Genomic DNA, 24804 nt, shown 5'->3' on the forward strand with positions numbered 1-24804 from the left:
TTTTTATTGCAACTAAAGGTCATTCAGGGTCAGGTGGTCTGATACCGAAAATCGCCCGTCGTTTTTTTCTACGCGGATGATTTCAGTATTCAAATCATGTTCCATATACAGGTACCAGTTTTCCTCTGCTGCCTGATTCAAAAACGTTTCTTTTTCCTTCAGCGTTTGTATGGCGCACATATCGTAACCCATCACCCAGGGCAGAGGCACATGAACAGGAGTGGGAAGCAAGTCTGCCGCAAACACCAGGGTCTTGTCATCGCCTTCAATTTTTGGCAGTTGCTGGCCAACGGTATGTCCATCGGCCGGAATTGCGGATAAACCGGGTTCATATTCGTGATATTCGCCCACCACATTCACCTTCCCGGATTCTTTAAGCGGGTTGATGTTTTCAGGTAAAAAACTGGCCTTTTCACGTTGATTTGGATTCAAGGCGTTTTCCCAGTGACTTTCAACCACATGGTAATTGGCATCGGGAAAGCTAAGCTGAAGGTTGCCCTCTTCGTCGAAATACGTGCTGCCTCCGCAATGATCAAAGTGGAGATGGGTAAAAATGATATCGGTTACGTCATCAAAACTAAATCCATGCTCGGCAAAAGAATTCTCCAGGTTTTTGTCCTGGTAATCCAACTGGTAGATGTCTTCCATCTTATCATTGAACTTGGTACCGGAACCATTATCTACTAAATACAACTTTCCGGTATTTGTAGACTTTATGAGCATGCAGCGCATCGTCATGGGAATACGGTTTTTGTCGTCAGGCTGCAGCTGCCGAGCCCATAGTGTTTTAGGCACCACTCCAAACATGGCACCTCCATCTAAACGGAAATCTCCGGCGTCTATAGTGTATAATTCAAAAGGTCCAATGGTGGTTTTGCTCAGGCTCATAACTGCAATTTTTTAATGAATAATGAATATAACAATCAGCGGAGAAGATACAGAATTAAGCGGGCTGGCGTGAAATATTTTAACGTTAAGGCGGGCTGAAGGACTTTTAGTAACGTTACAAGATGGTAAGTTTTAAAATGGGATAACTGTATCATTTCCATCACTACCTGTATTGATCTCTTAAGTCTTGAGCGAGGAAAGTATGTAGCCAAGGAAGATGATGTTTACCGAGCGTTGACTTAAGAGTTTAAGCGAAGTAAGTCTCCCGACTTATGCTGCCTTGGCTTCACGCAAGTCAGGAGACTTGCACTGCTTTAACTTTCCAGTCTCCGCTGTGCTAAAGACTGAAAAGATCGTGGGAGGGGAATAGTGAAAGCCCAAAGAAACTCGTCCGACCACTGAAAAGGTAAATCTGGTTGAATATGCTCATGATAGCCTATAAGTAAATTCCACTTGAACCAAGCCAGAAGTGGTCTGACGATTGGAAGGGGCGTGAAGTTGGGAGGGGCGTGAAAATGGCTTGTCAGTATTCAATAGTCGGACGAATTGTAGTCGTCGGACGATGTACGGGAGATGGTTAGGATCCAGCACCTTCAACAAAAAAACCCTGCTTGGCTAATGCAAAGCAGGGTTTTGGGATGAAGCTTATTGATAGATGAAGGGAAAGAGCTTGTCGGCTCTTTTACCTCTTCACAATACGGTAGTTGTATTCGTCAAAAAATTCCCTGCCAAACATATCTGATACCCGGATGATAAGCGTTTGTTCGCCTTCGGGTAAGTTTTTAGGAATACGGGTTTTCCACAAGTGACTGGAGGCAACGGCGTTATTCGGTCGCTTTCCTTTAATCAGGCTTTCAGACAGATCCCATTTATTGCGTAATGAAGTTACGTAGGGATCGCCGAGTTCTATTTTGGTCATCTGCCTCCAATTGTCCTGTCCTTTGACTTGGTATTCAACTTTTGTGGAATCGTTGCCCATAAAATAGTTCACGTATAAATCGGCATTAAACCACTCGCGTTGCGGTAGTACTTTAGGTCCCCATATGCTCATTTTTTTGGAATGATCTTCCCCGGCTACTTTATAATCAAGCACAAACTTATTACCCTCAAACTGAATGATGGAGTATCCGTTTGGAGTGCCATCTCTCATGAGGGTGGGAGGGATGTTATTCTCGTTGGGTTCCCCCGACCACCAATCACCACCGGTTGTACCTACATTATAGTGTAAATGAGGCGTTTCCCTTGTCCAGCCCCCATCACTCACAAACTGTAGTTGTTGAACGTGAGTATGAGCAGAGAGAGAAAGCGTATTTGGATATTCTGATAGCAAACCGAGTAGTCTGTTTCGGTTCTCTTCTAAAAAGTAACTGTTGATTGTTCTGGAATCAGAGGCATATCCCGGCACAGTAATAGGAATATGGAAAGCCAGCACAATTAAATGATCCTGGGGGACATGCTTAAGATCATTCTCGATAAAAGTGATTTGTTTGTCAGTCAGTCCTCCGATATAACCGGAGCCGCCATTTGGATTTGGATAAATCACATCATCAATAATGATAAAATGAACCTTGCCTTTGTTGAAGGAATAGGTAGCAGGACCGAAGGTAGCCTCAAAGGTTTCATCGGCCAGCGAATCATGTTCCACATCAAAGTTCATGTCGTGGTTTCCATACACATTAAACCAGGGCAGGCCTATACGGGCCACAGATTCTGAGTAGGGTTTGAAGAGGTCCAAGTCATCACCAACCAAGTCGCCAAGTGAGATGCCAAATTCGTAGCCTTGTTCATCTACCAATTCGTCAACGATATCCCTGTCAAAGTAGTCCACTTCTTTCATGTTGTAGGGCTGCGGATCACCAAATACAAGTATATCGAAGTTGTCTTTTTGTTCTTCTTTGAAAAGCCCAAAGTTGATGGAACCGGGAAGGGGGCCGGAGGGAGAGACTCCCTGGTACTCTAGCTCCGGCGAACCGTTTGGTTTATGGATGTAATAAAATTGAGGACGGTTTAATTTGTCAACAGGCGTCTTATAGCCATCGGGTTTGATGACAAATATGATGGTATCATCATTGACAGGAAGTTCATAGCGCCCTTGATGGTCCGTCAATACCACGTCTTCTCCATTGGAAACAGCTACCTTTGGTAGTGGTTCTTCGGAGCTATCTAACCGGCCATTATGGTTTTCGTCGTGGTAAAGAATTCCAGTAGCAGTTTTTTGGGCCAGCGCTGTATTTGAAGCAAGCAATAGTAGTATAAGTACTAAAGCTGAAAAATATTTCATCATTGCATTCATGTTATTGTAGTTGAGAATGTTGGGGAGGATTCACAAAAAAAAGCCATGCCATGCTCTGTAAACTGAAAGCATGACATAAACTTAAATTCTTGATTACCACCCCGGGTTTTGTTCTAAATTTTCGTTTAGCGTTAAATCCTCTTTTGGAATGGGGTAGTAGTAGTCCTTAGGCTCTTCGAATGTGCCTCCAGGAAATAACTGCAGGTTGCCAGATGTGCCATTTGTAAGCGGCCGCTCATTAATATTGATTAAAGCTGTTACTTCAGACGGGGCACCGGAGGCATCTCCATCGTGTAAGTATACATCGTCCATGCCGTCATTATTAAAATCATGCCCTCCTAAACCTGAGAAGTAGATTCCATTGATAGGATCTTCTACAATGTTTCCTTCCTTCCATCGCATCAGGTCGTCCCATCGCAACCCTTCATTCACCAGTTCAACCCGCCGTTCTCGGCGAATTTCCAGCAAAACTCCTGTATTAGCACCGGATTCAAGGTTCTCATATAGAGATTCCTGGTATGGATCGGGGTTTGCGTTGGCATCCGCCATAATTAAGTGTGGCATATCAACCCGGTCTCTCAGCTTATTGATAGTAATATCCAGGTCACCCTGGGAAAGGGTTCCTAATTCTGCTTTTGCTTCGGCATAAATCAATAATGCTTCTGCGTAACGGAAGAGAATGACATCGTTGAAGGAACCACCGGAACCCCACTCAGGACCTTTGGCCGGCAATGCTTTAATCACTCTATAGCCCGTTCTGGTAATATCTAAGTCAACCGGTTCGCGGTCTTCTGAGCCATAGGTTGAAAACTCAGGACCCGCCGTGGTTTGGGTTAATCGCGGATCACGATTTTGCATCTCCTGGTAAAACTCCATGGTTTCATACCCGGGCTGAGCGGTAAAGGGCGTACCGTCTGCCATCAGGTAGCTGTTGACCAATACTTTTGAAAGCCCCCATCTACCCTGGGTGGGCGCGGTCATGCGGTAAGCCAAATCATGTGTTCTTTTACCGAATTCATAATCTACAGCGAGGATGGTTTCTGTCATGTCCTGGTTATTTCGCGCAAAAAGATCCAGGTAGGCCTGATCCGGTCCGCCATTTGTGTACAAGGTGTAGGCTCCGGAGTCTATTAATTCCCTGGCGGCTGATGCGGCTTCTTCTAAAAAGCGCTCATGGTCACCTAATTCATGATATTTTCTAAAAGTACCTTCAAATAAGCAGATACGTGCTTTCAAAATGAGGGCCGTATATTTTGTGATTTGGTTTAATTTCTTTTCTGCAGGTATATTTTCAACCGCATAATTGATGTCGGCAAGCACAGAATCCATAACCAGGGCTCTGGGGTCGCGTGCTTTCTTTAAAAGGGCTTCATCACTTGCATCAATCACTTCGCTATACCAGGGTACATCACCAAACTGTTTTACTTTATCATAGTAAAAGTAGGCTCTGAAAAACCGGGCTATTTCCGAATACTTAGCTTTTGCAAAGCCATCATCTACCCGTCTGTAATTTTCGAGGAAGTAATTGATCTTGCGAAGATGTCCCCAAGACCATCCTCCACTTCCACTATTTGTGGGAACAATACGTGTTCCTTCAACTCTTGCAGAGGCGCTAACACCTAGTATATTATCAGACTCAGCATCTTGCATATAGACTGATTTTGTTGGCAGAACCTCATAGAGATCATTGGTATAGACCCTCAGGTCGTTACCCGTATTAAAGAATTCATCGGAGGTGATAGCATCATCGGGGGGCTGATTAAGTATATCCTGGCAACCTGCATTGATCAGTAAAAGAAATGCGAATAGTGATAGTTGTTTTATCCTGTTCATGGTATGACGTGTTTTAAAATTGTTCATAAAATTCTTCGGTTTTTCTGTTTCAGAGGAGGTGAATTAGAAGCTAATTTCGACCCCTGCTGAGAAGGTTTTACCCATAGGATAGAGTTGGGTATTGGTTGCAGGTTTGGCACTAACACCATTAGGATTTGAATAGCTAACATGAGCCCCAACTTCTTCAGGGTCCAAGTACTTGGTTAAGTCTCCAAATCTCCACGTAAACAAATTCTCTCCACTGAAGTAGATCCTGAATTTTTTGATATTCGCTTTATTTACAAGACTTGCGGGAAGGGTAAAGCCTACCGTCAGGTTTTTTATTCTCAGATAGCCAATGTTGGTGAGATAGTAATCATTAATATTAGCCGACATGCGCCCTGAACTTAGAGCATTATAGGCTCTTTGTCTTTGAGGATAAATTCTATTCGGATCATTTGGATGTTCGGGATCCCACACTTTGTTTACGATGTCTTTTCTGATAAAAGACACATAGGGACGGTGGAATGTAGCCCAGTAAAGCGGCCCTGACGGATACCAATCTTGTTTGGCAACGCCTTGCCCAATGATTCCGAGATCAAAATGTTTCCAGTTTGCATTTATATTGAAGCCAAAAGGGAATTGAGGCATTGCATTACCAATACGCTGCAAATCTCCTGGATTATCGAGGGTGTTGTCTCCATTGTTGATTTGGCCATCCCCGTTCACATCAACATATCTGAGGTCGCCACCTTTCAGGTAATTCCAGTCAGAGTTCGATCCATAGTCAAGAATTCCACGGTAAACCTCGACGATATTTTCTGCTCCAAATGAATTTTGAAAAGCAGCTGCTTCTTCATCGGATTGAAACTGTCCGTCAATGCGATAGCCCCAAATTTCGCCAAGCTTCTGACCTTCCCAAAAAGTACTTAATAGCCCATTCGGGTTATCAAACTTGGTAATTACTCCTTCATTGTTTGAGACATTGGCCCGGATGTTAAAAGCAAGCGGGGAACCAAAAACATCAAACTGATCATTATAGCCAAGGCTGACTTCGAAACCTCTGTTTCGCATAGAAGCGTAATTTCTGCGTGGCTCTGAAGCGCCAAACACAGCCGGCAGCGGTTGCCCGGGCAGATACATATCGCTGGTATTTCGTTCATACAGATCAACAGACGCTGTCAAACGATCTTGCAGGAATCCCATATCCACCCCAAGGTTTGTAGAAACAATTTTTTCCCATCCAATGTTAGCTGACAGGGGTTCCGGGGCTCTGGCATAATTTACTTCCTGCCCGTCGATGAGCCATGAGGTTCTGCCCATGCCAATTAGTTGCCTAAAGGTATTAACGCCCACATTTTGATTTCCAAGTTTACCGTAGGAAGCACGGATTTTTAAAGAGGAAATCACATCATCCAGAGCAGGAGTCCAAAAATTTTCCCGGTCTACCTGCCAGCCGAGACCCACGGATGGAAATAGTCCCCACCTGTTGTCTTCGGGGAATCTGGACGACCCATCATACCGGGCGTTCACTTCTAAGAGGTATTTGCCATCGTAATCGTAATTAAAACGTCCAAAGTATCCTTGCAGAGCCCATTCCAGCGTAGAACCTTCCATATCCAGTATTTGGGTTCCGAATGCAATGTTTGATTTTTCTACCGTAAGTAAGTCTTCAATCCGGGCTCCTATTCTGTCCCGGTCAAATACTTCCTGGTTAAAGCCAAGCATAAGTTTAAAATTATGCCTGGAAGCTATATCCTCTGTATAAGTTCCGTAGATATTCAGCGCTGTGTAATAATCTTTCCAGCGATATTCATTGTGACGATTCAAGCCGGCATCTTCAATGAGCTCAAGTTCATCACCTGATAAATAACTAAAGGGTTTATATGTGTAGGTTCTGTCCGTTCGGTCAATACTGTAATTGTAATCCATATTGAGCTCCAATTGGTCGAATGGACGTACTTCGGCTTTAAGCGTATTCGTCTGTTTTTCGTACTGCCATTGGCGATGAGCGGCGCCTTCCATTAAAGCTCCAAGCCGACCTACGTATCCGTTCCTGGTACGTCCTACACTTACACCTACTCCATCCACAGATACCGGGTGATTTGGAAAGAGGTCTCGCCATTTACTTACTCCAAGCGTACCACCCCAGCCATTTTTGGTACCCGCATACTGTTCATCATATCTGCTGCTAAACCTGCTAATAGCAGAAAGCTTGAGCCAATCATAAGGTGTAGCTGCTAAATTAAGTTGAAGGTTATATCTCTTCATCTCTGCATCCTGTATGTTTTGGATTTTCTCTCTTTCATATATTCTTCCTGATATGACGCCGGATAATTGTTCAGATCCTCCGGAGATAGAAATATTATGTGATGCATGTGGGCGCCTTTCCTTGAACAGCACATCGTAGAAGTCGGTATTCATAAAAAACTTGTAAGAGCCATCTGGTTGCTGTTCATAGAAAGGGTCTCGTTCGCCGTTGCCTACTTGCCGGGCAATTTCCCAGTCTTCTCCCTCATAACACACATAGCAGCCACTATGGTACGAGCCAATGGCTCCATCTGCCCATTGAGCATAGGTATAGGGATTTGTTACAAAATCAGTACGCGCCGTATTTTTGGTAAATCCAAAATTGTTGGAGTAGCTCACCTCAAATTCTCCTTCCCGGCCAGTTTTTGTTGTTACCAGTACTACCCCAAAGGATCCTCTGGCACCGTAAATGGCGGCTGATTGGGCATCTTTTAATACCGTTATACTCTCAATGTTATTCGGGTTGATATTTGCGAGATCTTCCTCTATCCCATCCACTAAAATAAGTGGCGAACCTCCGTTTATGGAGTTGAAACCACGAATATTGATTTCGGGTGTTTGTGAAGGATCACCACCCGATGCCGAGCGGATGTTTAAGCCGGGAACGGCGCCTTGTAAGGAGGTAGCAATATCAGCCGAAGGACGGCTTACTATGCCATCAACTTCTACCTGAGCAACCGAGCCAACAATGTTTTCTTCCCTTTGGGTACCATATCCTACAACTACAATGTCTTCGCCTGTCATTGTTGCTAACTGTAATTGTACATTGATAACTGTCCTGCCGTTAATGGGTATTTCCTTGTTCTCAAATCCAATAAAAGAGAACCTAAGTGTATCTTGGGGGGAAAGAGCCGTCAGAGAATATCGGCCTGTACTGTCCGTTGAGGTACCAATTGTTCTGCCATAAGTTTTGGCAGATCCTTTAACTCTTACGTTTACCCCGGTTAATGATTCAGAGTTTGAAGCGTCCGTAACACGTCCGGTTATTTCAAAGCTTTGTTGGTTGTCGGATCCTTCTGTAGTGTTTGATTGGCCATAAAGGGTATGATGGGAGAAGATAAAAACGAATAATATTAAGCAGAGAGTCGTTTGCTTAAGAATTCGTAGCCTATCTTTCCTTTGGTTGGGAAAGTAATTTTCCATAGTATAATGCCTTCCTTTAGTGTTACTGGTTATAGTTATTTCCGGTGATGCTAAATTCGGCCCGATTTCTAATCGATGACTGACGTGCAAATCTATTATCGAATTAGGTCGGGCTTTTTTTTAGATGTCAAAGAAAGGGAAGACCTCGATTTATTTCTTTATGGGAATGTTACTAAACTGTAACTCTTCTGTTGGCTTGTAATCAATTATTAATTTTGCACTTCTTTATTGGAAAAATGGTTTGCGCTATTACTGTTAAGCGTAAAGAAGCCCAGGCAATCTTTAAGCGGGCATAAGTTCGGGATGAGAAGTCAGCCTGTGGCTGATGAACAGATAGGTGAGATTTTTTACGTTAAGGCGGGCTGAAAGGGGGGGATAATAAAAAAGCCCTTCGGATGAAGGGCTTTTCAAAAAGTTCTCAAATGATGTGTCCTAAAATGAGGGGACTACATCAACGCGGTAAAGCATATCCAATAGAGTGATGCTGACCATCAGTATAAAAAAGGCAACGGCCATAAGCAGCAACATAGCATTGAACTTGGTATCCCAGTATAGGTTCATAAAGAAAGCGGCTACCAGGAAAGCTTTCACCAGGGCGATGCTCAAGGCTACAATAACATCAAACGGTGGGGGGATGGCAACAAATTTTGCCATTACCACTGTCAATATAGTTAAGATGAATAACCCTGCAGCAACGGCCCAAAGTTGGCCTGCAGAAGAAACATGGTGTTCGTGATTTTGTCCGCTCATAGCTTGTAAAAGTAATTAATTCGGTGTTGAAAGAGTTGGTTGAGAAGGATAGCTGTCATTCAATGAGATATAACAGAGGGAACAGGAAGATCCAGATCAGGTCAACCAAGTGCCAGTAAAGGCCTGTCATTTCCACAGGAGTGTAGTAATCGCTGCCAAACTCTCCGCGTCGGGCACGTACGTAAATCCACATCATCAACCCAATACCAATGATAACGTGCAAGGCGTGAATGCCGGTCATCATATAGTAGATGCTAAAGAAAATGGGCGCCTGTGCATGTTGCAGCCCTTCATAGCTGTAAAACTGTCCGGGGAAGATGCCTAAATGGAATTTATGGGAGTATTCAAAGCCTTTAATCACCATAAACACAATGGCAAGGCCAATGGTTATAAGCAGGTTTATTTTAAGGCCTTTGGTCTGATTCTTCTGTGCCGAACGGATAGCCATGGCCACGGTTAAACTACTACCAATAAGCACGATAGTGTTTACTGCTCCCCAGAACGTATTCAGTTCAAGGGCGGCTTCCGTAAACAGTTCGGGATACCAGGCTCTGTACACGATATAAGCCATGAAGAGCCCGCCGAAGAATAAGATTTCATTTACCAGAAATACCCACATGCCCAGTTTGGCGGTATCAAATTGCTGATCTCCATCAACAAAGTGATGCTGCACATGAGCCGTTTGTGTTGTCGAATGATTCGCCATTTACTTGCGGAGTTATGTTAGTTTTAAAAAATGTTTTAGTGAGCCGAGACTTTTTCTACGTCGATGTCTTCGGCGTGTCCATGACCATTATGGGAGTTTGCCAGCCCAAGCTGAAATTCTTCCATTGGTTTGTGATAGTCATATGGTCCATGAATTACTACCGGAGTGTGATCAAAGTTGTGCAGATCGGGAGGGGAGGTAGCTTGCCATTCCAGTCCACGGCTTCCCCATGGATTTGAAGGAGCTTTCTCTCCGCTCATCAGCGAACGGAACAAGTACCAGGCTATCAATAAAAAGCCAACGCCGAGGATGTACGATCCAAGGGTGGATGTTTGATGGAAAATGGTGAACTGATCGATGTAGTTGTAATAACGACGTGGCATCCCTTGCGAACCCATAATGAATTGGGGCAGGAAGGTCATGTTAAAGCCGATGAAAATTAGCGCGGCTCCAATCTTAGCCTGGAACTCATTGTACATCTTACCCGTCATTTTTGGCCACCAGTAGTGGATACCGGCCAGGAGGGCAATCAGCGTTCCGCCCATCATCACATAGTGGAAGTGAGCCACTACGTAGTAGGTGTCGTGCAAGTGGATATCAGCGGCCAGAGAACCCAGCATAATACCGGTGAAACCACCAATCGAGAATAGGAACAGGAAGATGAATACATAAATCATCGGGGTCTTCATCTCGATAGAACCTTTGTATAAGGTTGCCACCCAGTTCAAAATCTTAATACCGGTTGGAATTCCTACCAGGAAGGTGAGGAATGAGAAAATGGTGGTAGCAACGCCACTTTGGCCAGAGGTAAACATGTGGTGTCCCCAAACCAGGAAGCCGATAAAGGCAATGGCAAGGGAGGACAAGGCAATAGCCCAGTATCCAAAAATGTGTTTCTTGGAGAAGGTGGTAATCACTTCAGAAATAATACCGAAGCCCGGTACAATCATGATATATACCGCAGGGTGTGAATAGAACCAGAAAAAGTGCTGGAATAAAATCGGGTCACCGCCCATAGAGGCATCAAAGATTCCCATTCCAAGCACACGCTCCATAGTTAGCAGCAACAGGGTAATAGCTAATACCGGAGTAGCCAGAATCTGAATGATACTGGTGGCATACAAGGCCCATAGGTTCAATGGCAACTTGCCCCAGGTGATACCCGGTGCACGCATCTTGTGGATAGTGGCAATAAAGTTGGTTCCGGTTAAAATAGATGAGAACCCAAGTATAAAGACGCCTAAAGTAACCCAGATAACGCTGGAGGTTGAATCGGTACTGTAAGGAGTGTAGAAAGTCCAGCCGGTATCTAAGCCATTGTTAGCCAGAGCAATAAATGTAAAGACGGCACCAATCACGTAGATATAGAAACTGGTGAGGTTAAGTTTGGGGAAGGCTACATCCTTGGCTCCCAATTGCATAGGCAATATGAAGTTGCCAAGGGCGGCTGGAATGGAGGGGACCAGTACAAAAAATACCATAATGGCCCCGTGCAGTGTGAAAAACTGATTGTAAGTGTCAGCTTCAATAAAGGTTTTAGCTGGTGTTAGCAGCTCGGTACGTAGTAACAGGGCAAGAGCTCCGCCCAGTAGAAAGAAAAATGTTACCGAACCCAAATACATCAGGCCAATTTTCTTATGGTCAACGGTAGTTAACCAAGACCACAGACCCTTCTCTTCGGTCAGGTAGGTTTTCTTAGGATTTTCAGACGGTTTATAGCGCTTTACCTGTAGGGTCTTCATATTCCCTGAGGGTGATGCTTCAGCAGTTGCCATATTATTCTTCTAAAGTTTTTATGTATTCAATAATGTCGGAAATGTCATCGTCACTCAAACGGCCCTCATAGCTGACCATTTGGTTTTGGTAGCCTTCAACAATCTTGGCCCCGGGATCGAGAATGGACTCACGAATGTAGTTTTCATCAGCTGTGATCGTAGATCCGTCACTCATTGTTTCTTCACGTCCGTATAAGCCCTGGAAAGAAGGACCGATTTTTTGGGAACCATCCACAGAGTGGCAGGTTACACAGCCTTGGAGGGTAATGAGGTTTTCGCCGCGTTCAGCAGGAGTTCCGCCTCCACCTGAGCTTTGTTCAGATAGCCAGTTTTCAAAATCTTCCGGGGTATGTACTATTACTTTGGCAAGCATGTCAGAGTGGGAGGTACCACAATACTCAGTACAAAATACCTGTGACTCGCCGGCTTCCTCTGCCTGGAACCAAACGTAGGTGTATCGGTTTGGCAGTACATCCTGCTTAATCCGGTAATCCGGTACAAAAAAGGAATGGATAACATCCTCTGAACGCATCACAAGTTTTACGGGTTGCCCGGCGGGTACGTGCACTTCGTTACCAACCTGGGCACCATTTTCATACGAAAAAGTCCAGCCCCACTTGTAAGCAGAAACCTGGATTTCATACGCATTATCCGGTACGGATTTGAGATTAAGCCAACCTTTATATCCCCAGCCAAACACGATAAACACCAAGAGCAGCGGTATAACCGACCAGGTGATTTCCAGTTTGTTATTGTGAGTGATTAAAGGGGTTTTATCATCGTCTGATCTACGCCGGTATTTGATGGCGAAATAAATCATGGCGACGGTAACACCGGCCAAAATGATGAAACTGACGATGTGGATGAAACCCATCAGCGCATCGGTAGTAGCCCCCGTCATCGGAGATTTAAGCTCCGGGAGCATAAAGTCGAATAAACTGCCCATTATGTAGTGAATTCAGTTATTAAGATTGGATTTTCTTCGTTTTTCTCGAAGCCATAGCATACCAAGGAATATACCGAGAATAATCAGCGTAGCCAAGCCGCCCAGCTTCATAATATTGATCGCAACCGGAGCATAACTTCCGGATTCGGGATCATATTGGTAGCAATACATCACCACTTTATCGATGGTACTGCCAATATTGCCGTCCGCCGCTTCGTAGAGAGCGTTACGAACGTTAAATTCATCGTAGGAAATACCGTATAAGTACCGGGTTATTTTTCCCTCGGGACTCAGGAGCATAATAGCCGCTGAATGGGCATATTCTCCAGTTTCTTGTATTTCTTTGTATTGAAAACCAACTGATTGAACCACCTTGTCGATTTGGGATTTCTTGCCGGTTAAAAAATGCCAGCTGTCCCGTTCGCTTTCGGTCAGGTTTTTCAGATAGTTTTGTTTTGATGTTCTAGCCAGCGTTGCATCCTCTTGAGGATCAATACTGAACGAAATAACAACAAAGTCTTTGCCGGGTTTCCAGCTTAAATCATTCACCACATTTATCACACCGTCAATCACCAGGCCGCAAAGCATGGGACAGTCATAATAAAGGGGATTAAGCAGAACCGGTTTTCCTTCCTCCAACAAATCGCCTAAACGTACAGAATCACCTTCCGAGGTTGCAAATACAGCATCCAAGGGGATGGTCTCTCCAAGGTTTTCATCAATGCCGAGCTCTTGCAGCGCATCCGGCTGTTCACGGTTTAACTGCGCTTGTGCAGCTTGTGAAGTCAGAAGCACTGTGAGCCCAACAACTGCTAACAGTGCAAAGCGTCTCATGTATTATTTAGTCGACAGCTATTTTACTAATAGCGCTATCTATTGGGATTCTATAAATACCTTCTTCAATGTCTACTACGCCAAAACTATTCAATTCTTCTTCCTGGCGTTCATACAAATCATTAACATCGGAAAAAACTGTTTGGTTCGAAACTTCCCGCTGTGCTTCAAACAAGCTGTATTGCGAGAAGAACACCAAACCAATCACAAAAATGATAACAAGTGCTGTACCAAAGGATGACCAGAAGATCAGCTTCTTATAATTGAGCTCATCACTCATTACTCCCTGGCTTACGGCCACTGCAAACTCATCATCTTCCGTAGCAATTTCTACGTCTTCGGCATCACTCTCTTCTTCATGGGCTGATTGTGCCGCAAAAATGCGAGCAGCATCCTCATGTAACTGAGCTGTCCAGGCAATCACCTGGTCTTCAGACAGGTCGTACTTTTCAGCAATCTTCTCAATTACGGTACGGCCTTGTGAAACAGCTTCGAGAGCAACTTTTGCTTTAAATTCTGAACTATACTTTTCTGACATCGGTCAAATCAATTATTGATGATAAGTTTTGGATAAACAATCTTCGAGCTTCGGATCGTTCTTTGGCACCATATTGTGCTTTTTAAACGTTCTGAAGAATAATCCAAAGAAAATTCCTCCCAATCCAAGGAAGGCCGCAATGTCCATCCAGCTGAAGTGGATGCCGTGATCATAAAAAGCGGGCATCGCAATCCAGTAAATTTCTGCAAAGTGAACAATCAGTACCAGGGCTGACACAAGGCCAAGCACGGTACGGTTTTTCTTGGCTTCCCGGTTCAACAAAACAATAAAAGGAAGCACAAAACGGAAAATGAGTAAGCTGTACGCAATGTATTGCCAGCCACCCTCCAAACGGTGGTAATACCACAGGGTCTCTTCAGGAAGGTTTGCATAATAGATCAATAAGAATTGGCTAAATGCGATGTAAGCGTAAAATACAGTGAATGCGAAGAACCATGCGCCAAGATCGTACACATGTACTTGTCGGATGGTTTCTTGCAGCAGGCCTTTGCGGTGCAGGTAAAACACGGTAAGAATCATAACCGCCCAGAAAGCCTGGAAGCTCATGGCGAAAAAGTACACGCCAAACATGGTAGAGAACCAGTGTGGATCCAGAGACATCAACCAGTCAAAGCTTGCAAAAGCAACGGTAAAGGCAAATAACAGGATGCCTGGTGCACTGAACTTTCGTAGCAGGGAAGTAAGTCCCCAGTCGTTGGTTCTGTCCATCTTAACAGACACTTGATGGAGTTTATATCCTAAAAAGCCCCAGATGGCGAAATAGATGAACTGACGAATTACAAAAAAGGTAGAGTTCAGGTAGGCGGATTTACCACTGATAATCTTGTCGTACTCTTCGGTGCCGTATTCCAATAATTCAGGATGACTCCAGTGGAACAGGTTATGAATACCTAAAATGATAGGCAGTACAAAGATAGCCCATATCCAAAGGTTTGAGAAGAAAGACTCGGATATCCGGCGAACTACTACGCCCCAGCTGCTGCGTGTTATGTGATGTAACATCACCATAAGAAGAGCGGCCAGTGCAATACCGGTAAAAAAGACAAAACTAACCAGGTACGAGAAAAAGAACTGGTCGGCATCCAGGAAATAGCCGATAATAGTGGCAATTAAGCCTGCGGCACCCAATCCAAACAGGGCGCGCGGAACTTTGCTGTCGGCTGGAAATTGTAAAGAATCTGTAATTGTAGGCTTATGACTCATTGTGTAAGTGTATTAAGCAAAGTTCTTAGTTATTAAGATTTTCGATGTACAGGATAATGGACTCAATCTCTTGCTCTGAAAGATAGCTGTAGGAGGCCATAACACCCTGTTCAAAATCTACAGGTTTCTTGGCTTCGGGGGAAACTATCGATTCGCGAATGTAGTCTTCATCTTTGGTTACAGTGATGGTTTCGCCTTCAGCTGTCACTACCTCGCCAACACTGCCAAATAATCCTGCCCAAGTAGGTCCAATTCCGGAAGAACCGTCTTCGCTGTGGCAAGTACCGCAGGCATTTGCGGTGATAGCTTCTTTACCCATTTCTATAGATGGTTCGGCGCTTCCGGCACTATCTTGCTTAGCTGCTGCAGCAGAATCGGCTGCAGCCTGCTTTTCTCTAAATTCTGCCTGCATTTCAGAAAGGTCTACATCATATTGATTCATTTCGGCTTCAGGCACGTTTTGGCTGGCCTGTAACGCTCTGATGTAACCAACAATAGCCCAGCGGTCTTTAGGTGCAATCTGCGTTGCATACGAAGGCATCGTTCGTACACCGCTGTAGATAGCATCGTATAGCTGGCCGTCTGGTAAATCAAGAATTCTTTGGTCGTGATAGGAAGGAGCAGGTACATATCCGTAGTTACCTTCCATGATTACTCCGTTGCCGGCTCCGCCTTTACCGTGGCAAGGCATACAGTACACTTCGTAGCGGTCTTTACCGCGGTAGAGAAATGATTTTGTGAGCTCAACGGGGATATAGTCAATGTAATCGCCGTTCTCGTCAACGCCTTCGTAATAGGCACGATCGGTTTTGGCGTAACCGCGGGCAACCGTCCCTTCAACCGGGGCACGCATAGAGCGTCCATCTGCAAAGAAGTTGTTTTCTTCCTGTGCTTCCATGCGAGGCTGCTGATCCATGTTCATATTGGGATGAACAGGGGGCTTGTCGGAAAGTTGTCCCTGGCAGGCCGTAAGCCCAAGACCGAGCGCAACAATACCGGCAAGTTTAAACATTCCTTTAATCTTCATTCCTGGAAATGATATGTAGGTATTCATGTTAGTCATATACTTCCTCGATGTGGGTAGCACCGGCTTCTTCAAATAATGCTTTGACTTTCTCAGTCTCAAACAGCTTGTCGTCTGCTTCAATGCAGGCAAAAAAGCCATCGTCGGTTACTTTTTTAAATCTTTTTGAATTGAATAGCGGGTTGTGAAGTTTTGGCAGGCCGTTCAGGAAAAACATCCCGAAAACAGCGCCAAAAGCTGAAAGCAACACCGTTAGCTCAAAAGTAATGGGCACCCATGCCGGAGCATTTAAAAAGGGTTTACCACTAATATTGATAGGATAATCCACTACTGACATGAAATACATCATGGCAATAGCACCGGTAAATCCTACAAGCCCATGGCCAAGTACAATCCAGCCCAGTTTTGATTTTTCCAACTTCATAGCCTTATCCATTCCATGAATAGGGAAGGGGCTGAAAGTATCAAATTGCTTATAGCCGGATTCGGACATGACTTTAGCCACGTCTGTTAACTCCTTGGGGTTTTTAAATTCGGCGAGTATGCCGTGTAATTCTTTTTCTTCAGTCGTACTCATAATCTTTCTTATACCTTCTCTGGTTGAGGTTCAGGTACTTCTACTTTCGGTTCGTGGAATTCACCGGTTTCCTCATCATAGTTATGAGGATCGCCCAATGGGATTACCGCCTTAACTTCGGCGAGAGCAATCATAGGCAGGAAGCGCAGGAACAAGAGGAACATGGTAAAGAACAGTCCGAATGTGCCTACGTAAGTCAACACGTCCCAGATGGTTGGTGAGAAATAATCCCAGCTGGAAGGTAAATAGTCATTTGCCAGTGAAGTTACGGTAATTACAAAACGCTCAAACCACATACCGATGTTCACTACAATAGAAATAAAGAAGGTAAAGCCTACACTACGGCGTAATTTCTTGGACCAGAAGAACTGGGGAGAAAGCACGTTACAAGTCATCATAATCCAGTAAGCCCAGGCGTAAGGTCCGGTAGCACGCAAAATAAAGATGGCTTTTTCATATTCAACGCCACTGTACCAGGCGATGAAGAACTCCATCATGTAAGCAAAGCCTACCATAGAGCCGGTAACCAGGATCACAATATTCATTTTCTCCATGTGATCGTCGGTCATAATGTCTTTCATGCCGTAGATCTTACGAGCGATAATCATCAGCGTAAGCACCATGGCGAAACCGGAAAAAACAGCACCGGCAACAAAGTAGGGAGGGAAAATGGTGGTGTGCCAGCCGGGAATCATGGAAACGGCAAAGTCAAAAGATACAATGGTGTGTACTGAAAGTACCAGTGGAGTAGCCAGACCGGCCAGAATCATATAAGCTTTTTCATAATTCCACCAGTGACGGTTGCTACCGGTCCATCCCAGCGAGAAAATACCGTAAGCTACTTTTCGAATCTTGTCGGTAGCGCGGTCACGGATAGTGGCAAGGTCAGGAACCAGGCCTACATACCAGAATAGCAGTGAAACGGTGAAATAGGTGGAAACCGCAAACACATCCCAAAGCAGGGGAGAGTTAAAGTTGGGCCACATGGCCATTTGATTGGGGATGGGGAATACCCAGTAAATCACCCAAATACGACCTACGTGAATGGCGGGAAATACCCCGGCACACATTACGGCAAAAATGGTCATAGCTTCCGCAAAACGGTTAATGGCGGTACGCCAGTCTTGGCGGAAGAGGAACAGGATAGCGGAAATCAAGGTTCCGGCGTGGCCGATACCAACCCACCATACAAAGTTAATAATGGCCCATCCCCAGCCTACAGGGTTATTTAGTCCCCATATTCCGGTTCCTTCCCAAATCAAATATCCAATAGCTACTACCATAAGCATCAGCAGTGCATTGGCCCCAATCATGGCTACATACCATGCTTTGGGAGTGGGTCGTAAATTTATATCAGTAACCAGTCGTGTTAGGCTCGAAAAATCGTGATCGCCTTTTACAAGAGCGGGTTCCGGTACGTATTGGTATTTACTCATCTTTTGGTTCTGTTCCTGATTAATATCTTAAGCCAAGGCCGGGTTAGGATTGGTAAGTTTCGCCATGTAAGAAGTTCTTGGACGCGTATTCAGCTCTTCCAGCATCTGGAAGTTTCGCTCGTTGCGCTTCATTTTTGCAACTTCGCTGTTATCGTCGGTGAGATCACCAAAGTAAATGGCGTCGGCGGGGCATGCCTGCTGGCAAGCTGTTTTCACGGTGCCGTCGGCCGGTTTAGGTGAACCTGTTTCCTTCTTGGCTTCAATTTTGGCGCGGTTAACACGCTGCACGCAGTAGGTGCATTTTTCCATCACCCCGCGGAAACGAACGGTTACTTCCGGGTTCATCGCCATTTGGATGATATCGGGATCGTCGCCCGTGGTTAAATATTCTTTTGGATAGTTGAAGAAGTTGAAGCGACGCACTTTGTACGGGCAGTTGTTGGCACAGTAACGGGTACCGATACAGCGGTTGTAGGTCATTTGGTTCATGCCGTCTTCGCTGTGGGTGGTAGCGGCTACCGGGCAAACCTGCTCACAAGGCGCCAGCTCGCAGTGCATACAAGGTACTGGCTGGTGAACCGCTTGTGGTTCGTCTGCATTATCGCCTACATAATAGCGATCGTTACGGATCCAGTGCATCTCGCGGCCGTTTTTAACTTCTTTCTTGCCTATTACCGGGATGTTGTTTTCACTCTGGCAAGCGATAACACATACTCCGCAACCAAAGCAGGAGTTCAGGTCAATGGCCATACCCCACTGTGGTTCGTAATCGGGATAAGTTTGCTCGTCGAAGAGAGAAATAGGTTCATCTTCGCCCATTTCTTTGGCTTCTTTCATGCCAGGTACAGGATAGGTGTGTACCGACTCAAAAGAGGCGAAGTCCGGATTTTCTTTGTATTCTGAGATGGAAGCCTGTCGGTACATGTCACGGCCTTCGAGGCTGTGATGATCCTGTACACAAGCAATTTCGTAGGTATCTCCGGTACTTGAGACATCGGCAGAGGCGTAAAGTGCATTTTCAGCATTACGCAGCGGGTAAACATCCACTCCGCCGGCAGTATAGTCTATATAGGATGTGGCAACGCGGCCCAGACCTTTGCGGCCATAACCGGTGGTTAAAGTAATACTGTCATCCGCGTGGCCGGGTTGTAACCATGCGGCAATGCGCACAGACTGGCCATTTACGGTGATTTCAACCACATCTTCATTTTCAACACCAAGTTGTTCGGCTGTAGCCGGACTCATGAGCGCTACGTTATCCCATGTAACTTTCGTCATGGGATCGGGCAGCTCTTGCAGCCAGCCAAGGTTGGCATAACGGCCGTCGTAAAGCGTGGCATCTGGTTTGATGACCACTTCGATACCTGAATTCGTGCTAACATTAGAGGTTGCACGGCTCATGTTACTTCCAAAGCCTGAAGCCAGACTCACAGAAGGGGCGTTGAAATTATCCGCTGTGTCAATACCATCATGAAGGATGGTAGTCCAGCGGTTTTCAAATCCAGTGTTGTAATAACTACGGAAGGTTTCTTGCACAAGGTCATATCCTTTGCCAATACTTCCGTTTACAATAGCGTTTAAAAATTCAATTTCGCTCAGTCCGTCATGCAGCGGTAAAATCTGTGGCTGAATGATAGAACGTGCGCCGCTGTAAGAGTAACCGTCTCCCCAGGCTTCCAAAAAGTGAGCCCGGTTAACATGCCAGTGCGATGCGCGGGCGGTTTCGTCCACGTAGTCTGACAGGTTGATTACGGTTTCTATATTACTCAATGCGTTTTTAAAGTCAACAGAACCGGATGCGGTGTACGCAGGATTCGCTCCTACAATCACGGCCGTATCAATATTGCCGGCTTTCATGTCAGCAACTACATCAGCAAAAGCTTGCTGGCTACTTTGTTCATCTACATGAGGTACGTCAAGATACTGTACCGTGGAACCGGCATTGCCCAGCGCCTGGTTGATGGCGGCCACTGCCGCGTGCACCTCAGCTTTATGTTGGGCGCCGGCTGAAACGGTACTGTTGCCTGCATTGGCAGCCAGTTCGTCCGCTAAAACGGTAATCCATTTGTGATCGGAAAATTCGTTGGAATAACCGCTGAAAGCATCCAGTCCGTTAACACGGGTGGATAATGCAGCCGCCAGAGCGTAAGTAAAAGCTTCTACCTGGCTGGCTTTGAGGCGTAAGCGGTTGTCGGCATACGAGCCGGTCAATGAAAAAGTATCTTCAACGGCGTAAATGCGATTCAGCTCGCCGCTGGTGTCTGTAACTTTACGTCGGGCAGAAAGTTGCTTGGCATATTCCACACTGTTAGGGTGGGTAGAAGCCATAAAGTCATCATTCAAAGAAACAACAACGTCTGCATTTCCATATTGATAGTGTGGGCGTAACCGTGAGCCAAAAGCAATACGGCTGCCTTCCAATACATTATCTTCTCCAAAAGGCTCATAGGTAACCCAGCTTGCATTACTGAATTTGCTGAGCGCCTGTTCTTTCAGCTTATTATAAGTAGGAGAGGAGTTGGCTTCCGATATAAAAGCAATACGCTGGTTGGTATTGGCAAAGTGAGAAGCCGCAAATTCTTCAAATTCCTGTCGGCTAACCTTGTTTCCGTTATTTAAAGGAGACTTCGATCGGTCGGGATCGTAAAGTCCAAGGATAGCGGCCTGGTTGTAAATACTGGTACCGCCTTTGCTGGCAGGATGCATGTCATTGCCTTCCAGCTTGGTAGGGCGGCCTTCATGGTTTTCAGCAATCAACCCAACGAGGTTACCTTGTACCGGCATTGCGGTGGCATAATACAATGGTTTGCCTTCCACAACATCTTCCGGTTGCTTGGAGTAGGGCAAAATCTTTTGAACGGGACGGCGGCAAGAGGCCAGTCCGGCGAGAGCCACAGAGGCTCCCATTACACGTAAAAATCCACGGCGTGATACGCCATCGGATAATTCGGTAGCATTTTCAGGAAATTCACGCTCGGTGAATTTTTGGTATTCCTTATTATTGGCTAACTCACTTAAGCTTTTCCAATACGTGGTTTCTTTAACTTCGCTCATCGGTTGATCTGTAGGTTCTAAATCCTTCATTAATAGTGACAGCCCTGGCAATAGGTTGGTGCATGAATATTTTGCTTATCTACCAGTTGTTTGCCCAACTCTAATTGATTCTCGACTTCGTAGCCCATGGTAGTTACTTCTTCAACGGGACGAATATACTTTTCAGGCTCCCGGTGGCAATCCAGACACCAGCCCATGCTAAGGGGCTCAGACTGATATACCACTTCCATTTTATCGACGCGTCCGTGACAGCTTTCACAGCCAACGCCCACTGTTGTGTGAGCGGAGTGGTTGAAATAGGCATAATCTGCCAGGTTGTGCACGCGTATCCATTCTATCGCTGCACCGGTTTCCCAGCTTTCTCGCACCAGGTCTAATTTCTCGCTGTCAGTTGCAATTTGATTGTGACAGTTCATACAAGTTTGCGTGGCAGGGATGTTAGCTGTCTTGGCGTCAAAAACATTGGTGTGGCAATATTGGCAATCCAAGCCAAGTTCATCCACATGCAGTTTGTGACTGTAAGGAACAGGTTGTTCCGGAGCATAGCCAACATCGGTATATTCAGGTGAGAAGAAATACCAAACGCCAAAGATGATGACGTTCAGTAAAACAATAAGTCCAATTAAAATTTTTCGGGGAACCTGATTTGTCCACTTGGGGAAAATCTGCGCCATAAAGATTGCGAATTTTAGGTTTAGGTATAGAGCTGGGATGCTCCCGGTTACGAGCCGGACAAAGCTATCAATTTTTTCATTCTTATAAGAATAAAAAGGGCGATCAGATTCTTATTTAAAACCTGTCTAAATAGGTCGGGCAATTCACCGGAATCCTCGAGGGATTATTGGGGCGGAAAAGATAGTATAGATTTTGCAAAAATGCCGAAAAAGGAATTGAAAAACTCTGGATTTAGTTTTAGAACCCTTACCTTAAATCTGTAACTACATAGAAGCAATGAGATGGCAGAGAAAATAAAATTACCTGAATCTTCAAAAATATTGGAACAAATCAGTGCTAAAAAAGCTATTGGCCTCATTATTGGGGTGAGTGTAGTGGCTGTTTTGTTCTTGTTCTGGTTGATTTACTTCAAGGACGGAGCCGAGGCCCCGGTTAGCTGGATTGAAAATCTTTCGGCGGTTAATGCAGGCTTGAATGGGTTGAGTACAATTTTTTTGCTGTTGGCTTTTCGTGAGATTAAGCGGAGGGACTTTCAAAAACATATGCGTTTTAACATTGCAGCCTTCGTTACTTCTTCACTTTTTTTAGTGAGTTACGTGATTTACCATCATTTTGTGGGTGATACCAAGTTCATGGGCGAAGGATTTGTGCGTCCGGTGTACTTTTTTATTCTGATTACGCACATCGTTCTGTCGATATTTGTAGTGCCCCTGGTGCTGGCCAGTTTTTATTTTTCCTTTAGCGGAAAATTCAGAACCCATAAAAAAGTCTCCCGCTGGACCTTTCCCATTTGGCTGTATGTGTCAGTTACAGGAGTATTGGTGTTTTTTATGCTGAAGATTTGGGGTTGATAGAATATCGAACAGGGAACATTGAACAAGGAATGTTGAGTTGGGTTAATTCAGATCTTTTGAAGTTGCACCTTAAACATACAACCGGGGAGATTAATGTTTCTTATCTGTACCATCTATTTGCAATGAGATGAAGTGATTAGAATAACTTTTTTGCCATAATTTTCGTTATTTATAATCAATAGTATTCTCAGAATATGTAGGAAGCAGGTGGTTGTACGCATGGAAACAATAAAAATTAACAGGAAAATAGACTCTACTCATTTGCAGATTGATGAGTTGAGTAATTGGATGGGTAAAGAAGTAGACATCATCATTAAAGAGAAACCCTCAAAACCAACATCTGTTAAAAATACTGCGGCTGGTCTGTTATCTGATTTTAAGAACAAGACTCTTATTGAAACAGAAAAAAAAGGGTGGGCTAAAGCCGTAAGGGAAAAACATGGAAATCGTTGATGCTAATATTATACTTCGATATTTGTTGAAAGACCATGAAAAGTTCTATACTAAATCTCAACAAATTATAGAAAAGAACGAAGTTCATATTCCTGCCGAAGTTGTTGCAGAAATTGTTTACGTGCTCGAGAAAGTGTACAAAGTTCCAAAAATAAAAATCTCAGAGGCATTGTTAGAGCTATTTACGTACACCAATATTTCGACACCAGATACACCTGTTTTGATCGAATCTTTGAAAATTTATAAAACTGAAAATATTGATTTTGTAGATGCTATTCTTGTGAGCTATAATTGGGTAAACAATCATGTAGTTTATACATTCGATAAGAAAGTAAGAACGCTTTGCGATCAAAGATAAATCTCTAAAGCCATTCATCCTGATAAAACCATTCTCCTTTACAATCTTTTGAGTGTTTTTCTTTTTTATTAGTCCCATTTTAAACCTTTACTCGAAGAGAAGTATTTCATACAGATATGCGAATGATCGACAGACCGATTAACCGATTTGCGAAGTGTGCTGCCAATTTTGAGTTAGGATAAATCTACTCCGCGCGGTTCAAAAATCATGTTAATCCTAAAATCCTTTAAACCAAGGTTCAAAACCTTAGTCCCTTATCACCTAATTTACTTATTCCCTCTCATTCACACACTACCAGGCGTAGCGCCCCCTGTCATCAGGTAAATGCCAAGAGCAATGAGCACCAAAGCCAGAGAAACCTGTAGTTTACTGGCTTTAATGCGCTGAGCGAGATACCAGCCCGAAATGGTGCCTATTAGTAAAGGTATGGTAAGAAAAAGCGCCAGATACCAGTCTACGGCCCCGTGAATCATATAGCCCACCGTAGCCATCAGTGAAATGAAAATAGATTGTACCTGGGCAAGGGCCACTGAGAGTAGCATAGGAACTCCCAATACCACCATGAGGGGAACCGCCAGAACAGGACCTCCAACACCTAAAAGTCCACCGGGTAAGCCCACGGCAATACCAACGCCCCCAAGCCAGGTCAGGCCTTTCAGCGTATCAATCTTGAGGCGCTTATCCGGCTTTAGTTGCTTCTTTTGACGGTACATGATTAGCAGTCCTGTGAAGAAAACAAACAAGCCCAAGAGTACCGCAAAAGTAGATGCGTTCAGCAAAGTGTTTATTTGTGCCCCGGCAAAAGCCCCAACTACTGAGGTCAGACTTAATACCCCGGCTGCTTTAGCTGCTATTTTTCCTTTGAGCTCTCCTGAGCGCAGATAGCCTAAACTCCCCACAACACCCGTGGCAATAAAGGTAGCGCTGGCTGTGCCTGCCACAGTGCTTGGTCCAATAGGCAGTAGGGCAAACAGGGCGATGGTTACAAAAATCCCGCCTGGCCCAATGGTGGTTATACAAACTCCTCCTACTAAAGCGATAATGAGCAACAGGATCATGATTTCCGTGCTCATTGCGGTCATGGCAGTAAGAAAGAGGCTGAAGAATAGAGTCATTAAGGAGGCGATGATTAGGTTTTGGTGTTTTCAAAGGAT

The 24804-nt window shown here is 44.7% G+C and carries 20 protein-coding genes; 3 read left to right on the forward strand and 17 right to left on the reverse strand.

The window, feature by feature from the left end:
• Window positions 1-12: 12 nt before the first annotated feature.
• The 16 genes from FN815_RS03050 to FN815_RS03125 form a co-directional block, all read right to left on the reverse strand.
• Window positions 13-888, reverse strand: coding sequence for an MBL fold metallo-hydrolase (locus FN815_RS03050; protein ID WP_142453138.1), 876 nt, complete (start codon window positions 886-888; stop codon window positions 13-15).
• Between the two features lie 682 nt (window positions 889-1570).
• The gene (locus tag FN815_RS03055) at window positions 1571-3172 is read right to left on the reverse strand and encodes a calcineurin-like phosphoesterase C-terminal domain-containing protein (RefSeq protein WP_221930224.1); all 1602 of its coding nucleotides are present in this window, start codon (window positions 3170-3172) and stop codon (window positions 1571-1573) included.
• A 102-nt stretch (window positions 3173-3274) separates the two neighbouring features.
• Window positions 3275-5041: a RagB/SusD family nutrient uptake outer membrane protein gene (locus FN815_RS03060; RefSeq protein WP_221930225.1), complete on the reverse strand. Its 1767-nt coding sequence runs from the start codon at window positions 5039-5041 to the stop codon at window positions 3275-3277.
• Between the two features lie 36 nt (window positions 5042-5077).
• Window positions 5078-8446 (reverse strand): SusC/RagA family TonB-linked outer membrane protein, encoded by a 3369-nt coding sequence (locus FN815_RS03065; RefSeq protein ID WP_142453139.1) that lies wholly within the window; start codon window positions 8444-8446, stop codon window positions 5078-5080.
• A gap of 432 nt (window positions 8447-8878) precedes the next feature.
• Window positions 8879-9196: a cytochrome C oxidase subunit IV family protein gene (locus FN815_RS03070; protein WP_142453140.1), complete on the reverse strand. Its 318-nt coding sequence runs from the start codon at window positions 9194-9196 to the stop codon at window positions 8879-8881.
• Window positions 9197-9251: 55 nt separating this feature from the next.
• A complete protein-coding gene (locus tag FN815_RS03075; protein ID WP_142453141.1) occupies window positions 9252-9902 on the reverse strand; it encodes a cytochrome c oxidase subunit 3 family protein in 651 nt (216 codons plus the stop codon).
• Between the two features lie 35 nt (window positions 9903-9937).
• Window positions 9938-11677 (reverse strand): cytochrome c oxidase subunit I, encoded by a 1740-nt coding sequence (gene ctaD, locus FN815_RS03080; RefSeq protein WP_142453142.1) that lies wholly within the window; start codon window positions 11675-11677, stop codon window positions 9938-9940.
• Between the two features lies 1 nt (window position 11678).
• A complete protein-coding gene (gene coxB / locus FN815_RS03085; protein ID WP_142453143.1) occupies window positions 11679-12623 on the reverse strand; it encodes a cytochrome c oxidase subunit II in 945 nt (314 codons plus the stop codon).
• A 12-nt stretch (window positions 12624-12635) separates the two neighbouring features.
• Window positions 12636-13457: an SCO family protein gene (locus FN815_RS03090; protein WP_142453144.1), complete on the reverse strand. Its 822-nt coding sequence runs from the start codon at window positions 13455-13457 to the stop codon at window positions 12636-12638.
• Between the two features lie 7 nt (window positions 13458-13464).
• Window positions 13465-13995, reverse strand: coding sequence for a transposase (locus tag FN815_RS03095; protein ID WP_142453145.1), 531 nt, complete (start codon window positions 13993-13995; stop codon window positions 13465-13467).
• A gap of 12 nt (window positions 13996-14007) precedes the next feature.
• Entirely contained in the window at window positions 14008-15219 is a 1212-nt protein-coding gene (locus FN815_RS03100; RefSeq protein WP_142453146.1) for a hypothetical protein, read from the reverse strand.
• Between the two features lie 25 nt (window positions 15220-15244).
• Window positions 15245-16246 (reverse strand): c-type cytochrome, encoded by a 1002-nt coding sequence (locus FN815_RS03105; RefSeq protein ID WP_246075131.1) that lies wholly within the window; start codon window positions 16244-16246, stop codon window positions 15245-15247.
• A 28-nt stretch (window positions 16247-16274) separates the two neighbouring features.
• Window positions 16275-16820 (reverse strand): DUF3341 domain-containing protein, encoded by a 546-nt coding sequence (locus tag FN815_RS03110; protein WP_142453148.1) that lies wholly within the window; start codon window positions 16818-16820, stop codon window positions 16275-16277.
• Window positions 16821-16828: 8 nt separating this feature from the next.
• Complete coding sequence (nrfD, locus tag FN815_RS03115; RefSeq protein WP_142453149.1) at window positions 16829-18256, reverse strand: NrfD/PsrC family molybdoenzyme membrane anchor subunit; 1428 nt, start codon at window positions 18254-18256, stop codon at window positions 16829-16831.
• Between the two features lie 27 nt (window positions 18257-18283).
• Window positions 18284-21340: a TAT-variant-translocated molybdopterin oxidoreductase gene (locus tag FN815_RS03120; RefSeq protein ID WP_142453150.1), complete on the reverse strand. Its 3057-nt coding sequence runs from the start codon at window positions 21338-21340 to the stop codon at window positions 18284-18286.
• Window positions 21340-21984 carry a cytochrome c3 family protein gene (locus FN815_RS03125; protein WP_142453151.1) on the reverse strand — a complete coding sequence of 215 codons (645 nt, stop codon included), beginning with the start codon at window positions 21982-21984 and terminating at the stop codon, window positions 21340-21342. The genes FN815_RS03120 and FN815_RS03125 overlap by 1 nt, the downstream gene beginning before the upstream one ends.
• Before the next feature lie 282 nt (window positions 21985-22266).
• Between FN815_RS03125 and FN815_RS03130 the strand changes: the two genes are divergently transcribed.
• From FN815_RS03130 to FN815_RS03140, 3 genes are all read left to right on the forward strand, one after another.
• The gene (locus FN815_RS03130) at window positions 22267-22836 is read left to right on the forward strand and encodes a DUF420 domain-containing protein (protein WP_142453152.1); all 570 of its coding nucleotides are present in this window, start codon (window positions 22267-22269) and stop codon (window positions 22834-22836) included.
• 222 nt (window positions 22837-23058) lie between these two features.
• Window positions 23059-23292, forward strand: a complete 234-nt coding sequence (locus FN815_RS03135) for a hypothetical protein (protein WP_142453153.1) — start codon at window positions 23059-23061, stop codon at window positions 23290-23292.
• Window positions 23279-23650, forward strand: coding sequence for a type II toxin-antitoxin system VapC family toxin (locus tag FN815_RS03140; RefSeq protein ID WP_142453154.1), 372 nt, complete (start codon window positions 23279-23281; stop codon window positions 23648-23650). Before FN815_RS03135 ends, FN815_RS03140 begins: the two co-directional genes overlap by 14 nt.
• 284 nt (window positions 23651-23934) lie before the next feature.
• On the opposite strand, the gene FN815_RS03145 is transcribed toward FN815_RS03140, so the two are convergent.
• Window positions 23935-24765, reverse strand: a complete 831-nt coding sequence (locus tag FN815_RS03145) for a sulfite exporter TauE/SafE family protein (RefSeq protein WP_221930226.1) — start codon at window positions 24763-24765, stop codon at window positions 23935-23937.
• Window positions 24766-24804: the final 39 nt, after the last annotated feature.

Origin of the sequence: Gracilimonas mengyeensis (assembly GCF_900182705.1) — a bacterium.
Lineage (GTDB): Bacteria > Bacteroidota > Rhodothermia > Balneolales > Balneolaceae > Gracilimonas > Gracilimonas mengyeensis.